The sequence below is a fragment of the Candidatus Edwardsbacteria bacterium RifOxyA12_full_54_48 genome (assembly GCA_001777915.1).
Taxonomy (GTDB): Bacteria; Edwardsbacteria; AC1; order AC1; family EtOH8; genus UBA2226.
This window is the reverse complement of record MFFN01000001.1, coordinates 227202-240214: the sequence shown is the minus strand read 5'-3', so window position 1 is coordinate 240214 and position 13013 is coordinate 227202. Positions and strand designations below refer to the sequence as shown.

The 13013-nt window shown below is 42.3% G+C and carries 9 protein-coding genes; 2 read left to right on the top strand and 7 right to left on the bottom strand.

What is annotated here, in order from left to right:
- Positions 1–188 precede the first annotated feature (188 nt).
- The 3 genes from A2273_11045 to A2273_11035 all read right to left on the bottom strand — a co-directional run bounded on the left by A2273_11045 (position 189) and on the right by A2273_11035 (position 1614).
- Positions 189–395, bottom strand: coding sequence for a hypothetical protein (locus tag A2273_11045; protein OGF09141.1), 207 nt, complete (start codon positions 393–395; stop codon positions 189–191).
- Between the two features lie 56 nt (positions 396–451).
- Entirely contained in the window at positions 452–1225 is a 774-nt protein-coding gene (locus tag A2273_11040) for a hypothetical protein (GenBank protein ID OGF09140.1), read from the bottom strand.
- Positions 1226–1410: 185 nt separating this feature from the next.
- Positions 1411–1614: a hypothetical protein gene (locus A2273_11035; GenBank protein ID OGF09139.1), complete on the bottom strand. Its 204-nt coding sequence runs from the start codon at positions 1612–1614 to the stop codon at positions 1411–1413.
- Positions 1615–1808: 194 nt separating this feature from the next.
- On the opposite strand from A2273_11035, the gene A2273_11030 reads away from it, so the two are divergent.
- Positions 1809–2201 (top strand): hypothetical protein, encoded by a 393-nt coding sequence (locus A2273_11030; GenBank protein OGF09138.1) that lies wholly within the window; start codon positions 1809–1811, stop codon positions 2199–2201.
- Between the two features lie 711 nt (positions 2202–2912).
- On the opposite strand, the gene A2273_11025 is transcribed toward A2273_11030, so the two are convergent.
- Entirely contained in the window at positions 2913–5414 is a 2502-nt protein-coding gene (locus A2273_11025; GenBank protein OGF09137.1) for a hypothetical protein, read from the bottom strand.
- 136 nt (positions 5415–5550) lie between these two features.
- Between A2273_11025 and A2273_11020 the strand changes: the two genes are divergently transcribed.
- Complete coding sequence (locus tag A2273_11020; GenBank protein ID OGF09136.1) at positions 5551–5862, top strand: hypothetical protein; 312 nt, start codon at positions 5551–5553, stop codon at positions 5860–5862.
- 152 nt (positions 5863–6014) lie between these two features.
- Here the strand turns inward: A2273_11020 and A2273_11015 are convergent, their stop codons facing one another.
- The 3 genes from A2273_11015 to A2273_11005 all read right to left on the bottom strand — a co-directional run bounded on the left by A2273_11015 (position 6015) and on the right by A2273_11005 (position 12983).
- On the bottom strand, positions 6015–11213 hold the full coding sequence (locus A2273_11015; protein OGF09135.1) for a hypothetical protein: 5199 nt from the start codon (positions 11211–11213) through the stop codon (positions 6015–6017).
- A 27-nt stretch (positions 11214–11240) separates the two neighbouring features.
- Positions 11241–12374 (bottom strand): hypothetical protein, encoded by a 1134-nt coding sequence (locus A2273_11010; GenBank protein OGF09134.1) that lies wholly within the window; start codon positions 12372–12374, stop codon positions 11241–11243.
- Positions 12375–12557: 183 nt separating this feature from the next.
- The gene (locus tag A2273_11005) at positions 12558–12983 is read right to left on the bottom strand and encodes a hypothetical protein (GenBank protein ID OGF09133.1); all 426 of its coding nucleotides are present in this window, start codon (positions 12981–12983) and stop codon (positions 12558–12560) included.
- Between the last annotated feature and the right edge of the window lie 30 nt (positions 12984–13013).

Here is a 13013-nt window from a genome sequence, read left to right as displayed (position 1 = left end):
AGCCAACCTTGGGTTGACCAAATTTCAACAACTTGCTCCTACCCCTGACATTTTCACTTGCCTGTTACCCTGACATATTGACTAAGCAACGACATTTCAACTTTGTGCTGAAATTGGTTGCCGCCACGAAGGGATGGCTGGATTTAACCACCCCTCCGCGGCTGGATAAAAGAGGCCTATTTCCCGCCTTAATTCCTTTCAGATTGTGTTTTATTTTCATTAATCCAAGCCCTGATATCCTGCGGGTCAAACATTGTCCTTTTGCCCATCTTCACAAATTTTATACGACGCATTGAAACCCAGGAATATAATGTATGTACGGACAACCCCAAAGCTTCTGCCGCCTGCTTTACATTCCATAAAAGTAAATTGCGATTCTCTGTTAAACCTTGCATTACACAAATCCTTTGGGTCAGGCTGAGTCGCCCCAGCCCTTCCCGTATTTTGGTTGTTATTTCGGTCCTTCCAAGCCGACTACTTTCTTGATTGAGTCCTTCCAGCGAATCTGAGGATCGTCCTTCAGCCGCTGATAGAGTGTATGGATGTTGGCATCCGACTGCCATTCCAGCAGCTCGTCCGCCCGGGCCATGGTCTTTATGTCTTTGTGTCCGTTCGTTGATAGACGCTGTTTTAGTCTATTTGCCTTGCCGAGCCATACGGTTTCTGTGACGTACGGCTTAATCGCTTTGACCACAGCTTCGGGATTGTTGTCCAGCATCGGCTCCATCGATACGCTGGTTTCAAATCCCAGCGAATGGGCCAGTTTTAGGCAAGCCAGCCGTTCTTTGAAGCTGGGGGCGCCGGGCTCCCAGAATTTGAGAACCTTGCTATCTGTACTGCCGATGGTGAAGCGGAACAGTATCTGATCCCTTCGGGACTTGAAGGTTTTGCAAATGGCCCGGACGCATTTCAGGTGGGGCTTGCTGACGATAAGCACTCTAGGGTAAGCTTCCAGCAACCGCCCGATGAATTTGATGTGGCTCGGCAGATTTTCCGGGGAAATGTCATGTGTGCTGGGAAACATGACCATTTGATTGTCTACCGGTAGTTTTGCAGTTAGGGCCTTTTCGACTATCGCCTCATTCTTCCATTTCGAAGGATCGAAACTCCTGAACATTACTGCCATTGCACACCCGTAGCAATAGATACACTGGTTGCGGCATCCCAGGCAGCAATTTACCGTGCGGCCGGCCCACTCCCAGGTTCCTGTTAATTGTTTAGCCATTATTTACCTCCTTTTTAATGTTGGGTTGTTATTTGGCGTATCTGCCTACAGAGCGTTATTGCCTGCAGGTCAAAATCGGGTCATATTATGTTACAGCCAATGCACCTCCTTCTGGCTCCTAAAAGCCTGGAATAATATTTACGGTAAGTATTGTTGATATGAGCCCTCTCAGTTTTATTACCCTGCTATTGCCTGGCGTTATTAATTGTTTTGCCAGTACCTGAATTCCCTCTATGATTCATTTGCTGGTTTCGGTCTGTCATGGCCATTACGTAGTCATAATCCAAGCCACACCCGACTAGGTAGACCTGAAGCTTTGTTAATCGCGATCTAGACTCCTCGCTGATTAGCGGCTGGTTCGCAATTTTTTGTTTCCTTTTCGTCGACATTTGAACTCCTTCATATTTTAATTAATATTTTAAAATGGGCTTGACATATTATTTAAATCATAGTATAATTATATTTGTAGCATATTGCCGGGTAAAAAAATATGCCCTGGGCCGGAATTGGGTTGTATGCGCTTGATATATTGTAAATATACCACAATAATATAAATTTGTCAAGTACTTTTTTAAAGGATTTTATGAGCCTCCAAGAAAAAGTTAAAACCCAGCGAATTCAACTGGGTTTAACCCAGAAGCAATTGGCAGAAAAAGCCGCCATAACACAGGCAACCATATCAAGAATCGAAAGCGGCAACTTAGTTCAATTGCAATCCAACTCACTTAAAAGGTTAGCAACAGCCTTGAATGTCACTACCGATTATTTAATAGATAGTTCTTCAGAATTAAGCAATGAAGATATAATTAAAAATGATCCAGGCGCAAAAAAACTCATCAACATATATAAAAAGCTAAACCGCCAGTTGCAAGAAAACATCTTGATGCAATCTGTTTTTCTTTATGAACAACAAAAGAAGAAACGCGAGGAAACAGAAAACCCCGCGCCTATTACGCCACATCCCAAAAAGGCATAAAAATAAGAGGGTCTAACAAACCCTCTTTTTTATTTCGCTATTTATTAGTATTTCTGTGTAGACGACCCCCGGTCATCGAAAAGAATTCGATTTCTACCAATATAGAACTATAGTCAGAAAAAAGCATCCAGCTAAAATGGATTTTCCATATTGCATTTTATGGTGATAAGTATAGCCTGTAGAAGTAATTTAATATCGCAGGGTAATCGATTTTATTCAGCAAAGAATCGGCTACGGTAACGGTATGTAAAGTATCATCGGTGAACTGCGATTCATCCACAAACAAACGGTAGCTAAAGGCTCAGCCTTCCAGAGCGTAGCAGGGTAGTTTGCATAATGCAGGTTATGTAAACCCTCCGGGCGTAGCGCTGGGGCAAGGCAAGGGCAAGGGACCATAATGCGCATTATGGGTCAGGCGGCGGAATAGCGACAGGTGGAACGAGCGACCTGGAGCTGGCCTGGAGCCGCCGTCTTTCCCGGTGGCTATACGGTGCCATGCCTTGCCCCAGCGCCGCTACCCTGCAAGCGATGACAAATAGAGAAGGCACGCGAATGATCACGTGCCTGAACGAATAGTGCCCGAAGTAGATTGAGTAGCGGAATGGAGGAGGTCGAAGGCTCTGAAATACAGCGACCGAAGCCCACAAGGGCCACATTAGAATAGCTGGCCCTGATGTCATTATTTAGGGCAGAGACAGATGGTAGGGATGTTCATTTAATTAAAACAAGTCTCTTAACATCATTGATGCCCGATAAACTCAAACGATAGAAGTATAATCCAGTTGATACACTCTTACCATCGTCATCTCTTCCGTTCCACACAACACTATAACTCCCCACATTTTGAACTTCAGCTACAAGTGTCCGCACTACTTGGCCGGTAATATTGTAAACATTAAGGCTTACATGTCCAGCTTTTTGCAATTGATAATTAATCGTTGTCCCCTGTGTGAATGGATTAGGTACGTTCTGCTTCAACTTAAACAAAGGCTGTAGATCGCTGATGATAAGTTTTTCCTCGATGCCATTAAGCTCGTTTTGGTATATGCCGAAAAGAGAACTTGGGTTTCCACCTGTAGTAGTAAAATAACCGCCCACATATACACTGCTTTCAATGGCCGCAATGCCACAAATAACATTATTCACCCCACTCCCTAAGGCCATCCAGGAATATCCATCCCATTTAACGATACGGCTTGCAGTAATCCCACTAAAAGTGGTAAAAGCTCCGCCAACATAAATATTATTATCAATAAGCGTAATAGCTTTAACATAATTATCCACGTCACTACCAAGCGCAAACCAATTCGATCCATTCCATTTAGCGATACGGCTTGCAGCGATTCCCCCGGCTGTTGTAAATTTACCACCAACATAAACATCGCTATCGCTAATAGAAATAGCATAGACAGCGTCGTTTAACCCGCTGCCTAATGCTGACCAGGTTGAACCATCCCACTTAGCAATACGATTTACACTGACACCTCCCGCTGTGGTAAAACTACCACCAACATAAACATCGCTCCCTTTTATTGCGATAGCCGAAACAGATCCATTAACACCGCCACCCAGGGCAGACCAATTTGACCCATCCCACTTGGCAATTCTATTGGCGCTTACCCCACCCGCCGTAGTAAAACTGCCACCTACATAAACACCGCTATCACCTAATGCGATGGAAGAGACCGGGCCACTTAAACCGCTCCCTAAAGAGGACCAAGATGATCCGTCCCATTTTGCGATATAATTAGCTTCAATACCACCAGCTATGGTGAAATTACCCCCGGCATAAATATTATTACCGCTAACCGCAATGGCAATTACGGAATTATCAACGCCACTCCCTAAAGCGGACCAAGATGATCCATCCCATTTGGCAATATTATAAACGATCTCACTACCAGCAACTGTGAACTGCCCACCTATAATAATAGTGCTGTCACTTGTTGCAAGCGCATTAACTACCGGACCAACCACACCTCTGCCATTTGCCGACTGCCCAACTGCTGACCAAAATGAACCGTTCCATTTTGCAAGACGAATGGCACTCACTCCGCCAGCTATAGTAAAAGAACCTCCTGCACACAATTCACTACCGCTGACCGTAAGAGCATAGACATTACCATTAGCACCACTTCCCAGGGCAGACCAGGAAGAACCGTTCCACTTGGCAATGTTACGGGCACTTACCCCGCCAACAGTGTCAAATACTCCACCAATAAACAAACTGCTTCCGCTCACAACAACGGCTTCTACATTTGATGAGACACCAGACACCCCGGTTCCAAGTGATGCCCAAGAAGAACCGTTCCATCTAGCAATACGATTAGTACGAATACCACCAGCAGTATCAAACTGCCCACCAGCATAAACATTACTGCCATTTAACGCTATTGACTTAACAGACCCATTTACACCAGTCCCTAAAGACGACCAGGTCGAGCCATTCCATTTGGCAATACGATTAGCTATCAAACCACCGGCTATTGTGAACGAACCACCTGCATATACATAACTGCCATCTGAAACAATAGCAGATACATTGTTGTTAACACCACTACCTAAGTTTGACCATACAGATCCGTCCCATTTGGCAATGCGGCTTGCAGCGACTCCACCAGCTGTATCAAAAGAACCACCCACATACACATCACTGCCATCCAAAGCAATTTCAAGGACGATATTATTCACACCACCACCTAACGATATCCATGTAGATTCGCTCCATTTAGCAATATGGTTTACACTATCTCCACCTGCGGTGGTGAAATTGCCGCCTATGTAAACGCCGCTGTCACTGGATGCAATAGCATATACAGTCCCATTTAAACCCCTACCCAGTGCTGTCCAAGAGGATCCGTTCCACTTAGCTATGTACTTCAAGGCAGTATCGCCATTTACGGCTGTAAAAGCTCCACCAACATATATATTGCCAGAACTATCAAGAGCCAGCGCTTGAACCGTACCATTAAAGCCAGACAACCAAAATCTGCCATCCCAATTGGAATCTTGTGGAGAACTGATAAACGCAGGACCGCCATCAAGGGCTATTTGCCTCTGGTAAACACTGGCATCTAAACAACCGTTGGTTATCCCGGATTGTATTCTGCCATCTTGGTCATTGCCCTCACATATAGATCGCCCGTTTCCAAAAGCGTAAGAAGTGGCAAATAAAATAAATAAGGCCACCATTATTAGATTTTTCATTTCCATTCCCTTCATATTATGGTGATTGGTCAATAATAGTATAGCAAACAATAATACCATTAGTCAATAATATTATATCTACTGATAGCCGATAATAATATACTTCATCTAATGATATCATCACATAAAGATGGAGTAGCATATGGAACTGAAATTACAAATAGGAAAACGAATACAATATCTCCGCAAGCAGGCCAGATATACTCAAGAATCGTTCGCCGAAAAGGCCGGTCTGAGTCTTAGTTATATTGCCATGATCGAGATAGGGAAGAAGACCCCGACCATAGAAACCCTGCACAAGATAGCGCAGGCATTGGATTGTGATCTGGCAGGTTTTTTCTCTGTGAAAACACTGCGACAAAAAAGCAATAACAAGAACATATCCTTATCGCCCGGTGAAAGAGAATTGATAATAAAAGCTGCATCTTTGCTAAAACATAAAATCATACCGTAAGGTACTTAACCCTGGGCCTCCTGGCTCGGGGTTCTTTATTTTAATAATATGGAAAAGTAACGGCACCCCACGAACATCCCCCCTACAAGCCCATTGGGCATAAAAATAAAGCCACCCTGATACGCTCAGAGTGGCTTTTGCTGTTACTGGTTCTACTTGATCACTACCATCTTCTTGGTTGCCTTGAAATCACCGGATTCCAAGCGGTAGAAGTACACCCCGGCTGAAGTTTGCCTACCACCATTATCTTTTCCATCCCAAGCTGCATTGTAATATCCTGGTTGCTGTTCCTGTGAAACCAAGGTTTTTACCACTTGTCCAAGAGTGTTATATATCTTAAGGCTGACCTTTCCCGGCTTGGCAAGCTGGTATTTTATGGCCGTTTTGCCAGTATTGGGGTTGGGATAATTTTGCATCAACTCATATCTAAATTGCGTTACTACGGTGCTGATACTTTCAGATATATCATCACCTGATTTATCCGTACAATCCTTGTCGTATTCATAAAGAGCAATAACCGAACAAACGGCATATTGCCCGTTGGACTTTGTTATTGTTACATCTACCTGACCGTCCATGATACAACTTGTCGGTATCCAATGCTCTTCGGTGCATACTGTCATCGGATCAACCGTGGTTTTCTTTTTAAAAGTATTATCCACCGAAAGTGTTTGTATGACGTATTTGTCCAATTCGTGATAATAAACGACTTTTATTCTGTATCGTTTTTTGGGGTCGAGGTTTTGGAAATTGTACTTAAGCTCAGTTGCATGATAATCAACAGTATATTCAGGCTGCGGGCCATAATAGAAAGATCCTGATTTTTGATAATTATAAATATCAGATTCTTCTGTGCCGGCATCGGCATAATAATATGAAACAGGGTCCACAGACAAGGTATAATTTTTTACGTTAGATACAATGGATGTGGCTTTGGATCCCTTGGAATTATTTGACATATCTTCCGTCCAAACAATATAAAGTTTGGATTGAGGCCATTTTTGTTTAAATACCGCCGTGGGATATTTTGAAATGCCCCCGGAAAATGCCGTAATATCCTGAACGCTCCTCTGCCAGCCATTGTCATAATCGCCCCTCCAAATGACGTCGTAGTAATCATCAAATAAATTCTTGCAGTAAACATATTGACCGGAGGCGGCCACTACAGGGAAATCGGCGTTAAGGCTGTCGGGATATGAAACTAATTGTTTTTCAGACCATCCCTTTGGCCCCTTAACCTTTTTTACCACCTGATATATATCCGGCAGTATTTCCTCCTGCCAAACCACGGTGGTTTTATCACCGTAGGTTTCAACAATAGGGTGAATGCCGTTATTGCTGATTTGCGTTAGTCCATTTTCATCATTGAAGAATACAATGCCATTTTTACTCCAGGCGGTTTTTAACTTGCCTTTCTTATCCAATGCCAATGAAGGCGATTTAAAGGCTGTAGTACCGCCCTGATCTATCGGTGTGGGGCTTAAATTGGCAGAAGTGTTCGGATTATATGGCGAAATGTATACTGCCGATCCCGAAGGCCCGTCGTCAACCCAACCCAAATATGAATTATCGGTAGCCTGGTCAAGCACATAAGCCAAGTATGAAATTTCTGTGCCTTCAGGTCCGGCATAGATCATCTGCGGTTCTGTGAATTTCAGGCTGTCCTTTTCCGCCCGATATAATTCGTTGCCTTTGCTCCAGCAAACCATGGGCTTTTGAGCACCCGACAGTTCTATGGCCGGATTCTTGCCTTGACCAACGCTACTGGCAGAAGACCAGGTATTGCCATCGTCGGTTGAAATACAATAATAAACACTATCATTGCTGGCAAAAACCACGTGAAGTTTTCCCGAATTATCCACCATAATCTTTTTACCGTTAGAATATGCCGTAGCTTCATCTGTGGTTGAAGAAGCAATTATCGGATCGTTTGTTATGGGCTCGGAAGCTTTAAAAATATTCGACCATGGTCCGACATTTCCCTTGGAATCAACTGATCTGACACGGTATTCAATAACACCAAGTGGCCAGTCAGTATCCTTCCAATAACCTGTATATACTGTTGCTCTATCGGTCCATGTAGGGCTTTCGGTATAATGTGCCTGTATCTGATAGCTTTGTATTGGGTACGAACCTGACCTAGATGTCCATGAAAGTATCGCATAATAGCTTCTAGCCTCAGGATCTGGTATTCCTTTACTCATAGCAACTGAATAGTATGATCCTGTAAGACCTGGAGAAGCTGGCAATGCAAGTGTGCCCTGATTGATAGTGATGTCTTTTACATACCCCCCACTTGGACCGCTCCATTTTGTGCTGGAAAAATGCCCTACCCTGGTTTCCTTAAGGGAGGCGGCTCTTACGCCAAACTCTGTGCAATAATCCAAACTGGCATTACGGTTATAGGTTACATCCTGATAAAAAATACCCGTTGGGTTGGCGCTCATATCTACCCAGCCCTGATTGCCCCAGTGGTTGCTGGCATTGGCCGAATATATCAGCCACCGGTCAACGTTATCTGCGCCTTGCATTAAAAGCATATAATGCAAAGAGTGATTGTAATCGTACTGTGTCCAGTTGACAAATATATCTTTGTCGTCAGGGGTGACAAAATCCGGTTCTATGTTCTTTCTTAAGTATGGCCCGTTTTTCCATTCGGATAACTCGCCAGCATAGGTGTACCATACATTATAATTGAGGTCCATGCCATCCCCCGATTTGCCGACTAATGCCACCGTGCTGCCGTTATTATCCCCGAATTCTTCGGCATACCATTGGTTTGAGTATGGGTAACCCTGCCTTATTTCTATATCGTCAAAATAAGCAGTAAAAGTACCGGATTCAGCACCCTGGTCATCATACCCTATCATCAAATTAACAACATTGCCAGCCATAGGCGACAAGTTGACAATATATTGTCTCCAACCATCTGTAGGTGTTTGAGGTCTGGCGTTTGTGGGGTGCGCTCGAGTGCCATTCTGGTCGCACAAATAGGTACCGACATCCCAATCCCTTAAGGTTTTTCCATCCGAGGTTACGCCATCAATAAAAATACGCCCCTGATCACTAGGTGATTCCTTTACATAGCGCCAAAATGAAAGATAGGTGTTTTCAGTAACAACAATTGGGATGTTGGTAAGATTCCAATAACAAAAACTATTGATAGAACTACTTAACACTTTTCTTGGAGCGTTTAATTCATTTTCTACAGTTCCACTACCATCAATACCAGTAACTTTATACATCCATGTGCCGTTATGTGGCGCAACTGTTCCATCGGCTCCAACTCTGATAGCAGATTGAGAAGACACGTCCTGACTGTAGGCGATTTGGTTTTCCTTTAAATACCATTCGACTGACTCAAAATTAACAGCAAGCCCCATAACTCCTAATTGCAAAGTATACGGCCAATAACTGACTGGATTAGCCAAGGGGTCTTCGCTAATATTTCTTGTTGGCTGGCCGTTTTTGAACCAATATACGTAATTACTGTTATTACTTATTACCATGTTGGCGTTATATTTATCGCGGTAATCTGAGCTTATCATTTGTTCATAATAATATGGTGGGGATCCTTGAGAACGGGATCTTCCCTCAAAGGAAAGCTCAGTATATCCATTTTGAATAGCGGTTTGAGCTAAATAAGATAGATTCCCTTGTTGATGAGAAAATATTGGCATATTACCTGTCGATACTAATGGTGTTGGTTCTGTGATATCCAGGTTTTTCCCCATAACTCTTATATCATTTATCCCCACAGTAACCACATCATACTTGACACTTATATTATCGTTTGTTGGGTAATCAAGTGCTTGTGTTGTGTATACGTAGTTACCATTTCGTTCGAAATGCATATCAAAAATACCCGGCTGGTAGTCATATGGCCTGGTGAGTTCTAATGGGAACATACCACCCAATAAACCGGCTTTACGTGACAATAGAAATGTGCTTGCCCCCGTAGACGTTTTCTCCAACCATTGGGGGTCACCAATAGCTTGTTTATATAATGGGGCACAACTGACAGCCAAACCGGGCTGATCAGCATAGCTTGAGCGTAGATTTGGTTTTTTTATAGTGCTATACTGTTCGTAATTTCTTAAAGCGTAAATCATACTGGTATATTTATCACCAATCTCATTTTGTACCTCAGGGGGTAATGAATTATAAAAATTCTCAAGATATGTCGAACTTTCCAAATACGTTGTCCATGACATGTTAGGAATATCATAATTGTCGAATATCCAATCAATTATATCTTTAACTAATGTTTCAACACCAGGGATAAGTCCAAAAAACCAATCACTTTTCAAAAGAGTAAAAATATTCAATGGGAAAGGCAATGTAACGTACCTCGTCGCTGCCGAAACAAGAAAATCCTTATAGTCCGTGGGTTTCCAGTTCGGGTGGCTTAACAACCCTCCAATATCAGAAGGGGGATTTGTATTCATATTATACCCGCATGTTGAAAATAACATTATCCCCCAACCTGTCATATAACTTTTTAATTTCCAATACAAATCAGGCCCCGAATAACCAACACAATACCCTTGATCAATAGCAGCCACAGCGAAATAGCTTACTGGATCAAGATATGCGCTATTAAAAGATTCATAATCTTGCCAACCACATAACCTTTGTGCACTGTTAGGATTATCCACTGTCATACAAAACATTACAAACTCAAAATCACCGTAGGCCCATTGAGAAAGATTAACATCTCTGCCTAAATATAACTTTGTTATAAAACTCCAATCAGGAATATATGTTGATGAAAATAACTCCTGATAAGATTCCGGTATTTCTAATAACTTTTGATTATCAACAACATCGCTTTCTATTGCTATACCATGTCCCAAAGAAGCCGGCTGCATAACCTGGTGAGCTATTTTATCTTGAATGACATGCATATAAGCTCCGTAAATAATAGATTTGCGCAGCAAACTCCAGTTATTATCCTTTGCTTGTTTCACCATATACCAAAGTTTGGATATATCATGGCTTGGGCAGTTTATTGTGGTTTGGCAATAATTTTTTGTATTATCAGTTATATACAATTGTTGTGTAAAATATGAGCGATTATTATAGAACTTATTTATCAACTTCGTTATCTTTTCTTGTGTTTCCATATCGAGCATGTCTGGCAATGTAAGTCCAATATAATAAAACTTATGTAAATATACATTTTCGTCATTTATGAGCGCATTATAAAATTCAGGATCATATGTATTCCACACACTGAATGTTTTCGAGCCAACATACATATGCATAAACGGAGAGTGAGCATTGGCTATCCCGATACCACTGATTAATATCAACGATATCAGCGCAAGAACGTACCATTTCTTTGACATAGCTTCCCCCTTTAATAATTTGATATTCTATTTCGGATATATGTCATAATATACTTCGTTATCTGGGACTTCTGTCCATAAAACATGAAGCTTGTTATTTCCGTCTATTACAAAACCGCTTATTCGCGAATCGCCAGCAGTGTTGGAAATATTTATAACGTTCGTCCACGAACTATCAATAAGCTCTTTTTTGTAAAATATATCCCCATATCCTGGAGCTATATCCTCTGCCCAGATAAAATGAACTATATAATCAGACCCAACAACAACCCTAGGAATCCAGGAACCCGCTGAACTACTGGAAACATTTAATGGTTGACTCCAAGCCGTATCCCCGATAACCTTCTTAGAAAAATATACTTCACTGGCCGTTCGGTCAGTCCAAGCGGCATAGACATTGCCAGCATCATCTACTTCAATATCAGCAATTGAACAATATTGAGCAGGCATTCGGGATACATCAACCGCTGAATCCCAGGCTCCAGCAGACGTGCGATGCATATACATAATCCCATGCAAATTATTTTCATAAACTACATGCATTTGACCGTCATTACTTACTGCCAAGGAAGGATTCCCAAATGGTCTTTGAAACTCTATCGGAGTGCTCCACAACTCTGATAACTCTCTTATGGTAAAAAATAAAACCCCTCCACCCCCATCATAAATAACATAAACTTTACCAGTTCCATCTATACCAATTTGTGGCAATGACCCATCAACTGTAGTTGGGCTACTGATGTCAATAGGAACTACCCAACTACCACCAACGGGTTTATTAGTATACATAGCATGGCTCCCTGGTACGGATCCAAGCTCATCCCATACTACATGCAGGTTGCCAAATTGATCAATTGCTATTTGCGGCGCGCTGCAAGCATTTGTTGTACTGCCCGATATGTTCACCGCCACACTCCAACTACCACCAGCTGTTTTGCAGGCATAATAAGTCTTTAACTGGCCGGTTGCGTCATCGCTCCAAACCACATGTACTGTGCCGTCAGCGCCAACGCACAATGTACCGCTATAGGAGTTACTGGCATTGCGACTCACATTCCTGGAATCATAAGTAGGCAGAATGACCTCAGTAGGCTTATTACAAGAACAGCCTACAAAAAACATGACCATTATTACAATGATAAAATTACTTCGCCTATACATATTCATTGCCTTTAATTTTAAACTATTTTGTTACGATCAATAATATAGTTTGTATGCTCTGTATTGTACTAATATTGCGCATATTTGTCAAGTATAATATTTTTCTAAAAAAAATATTATATGCATTAATTACTATACAGGAAAAGCCCTGCACCGTATTTCAGATGCAGGGCTTCTTTCGACCTATTTGCTCTCTTCTAATGAATAATACCCGTCAGACCCCAATATCATATGGTCCAGCGCTCTTATACCCAATAAAAGACAGGCATCATTCAGGGACATCCAAAACTGCCTGTCCTCCTGTGATGGGACTGTTTCACCTGAGGGATGGTTATGCACGCTAATGATAGTTCCCACTCCATTCGCGACCACTCCCCTAAGAGCCAATCCCAAAATAACCCGGCAGCTGTCAACTCCTCCCATAGCTACCATCTCCTTTTTGATTATCTTGTTCTTGGTGTTCAAATGCAATATCCACATTATTTCCCGGTCTGCAAGTGATTCTGCCCGCATATACTCATATACAGCCTGGGGACTGCATAATGGTTTATCGGATATAGGCTCCGACACCTTTAATAATTCCAAGGGATATTTTTTGTAGCGTTTCATTGGAACCCCTTTCAATTTAGGCACAAAAAA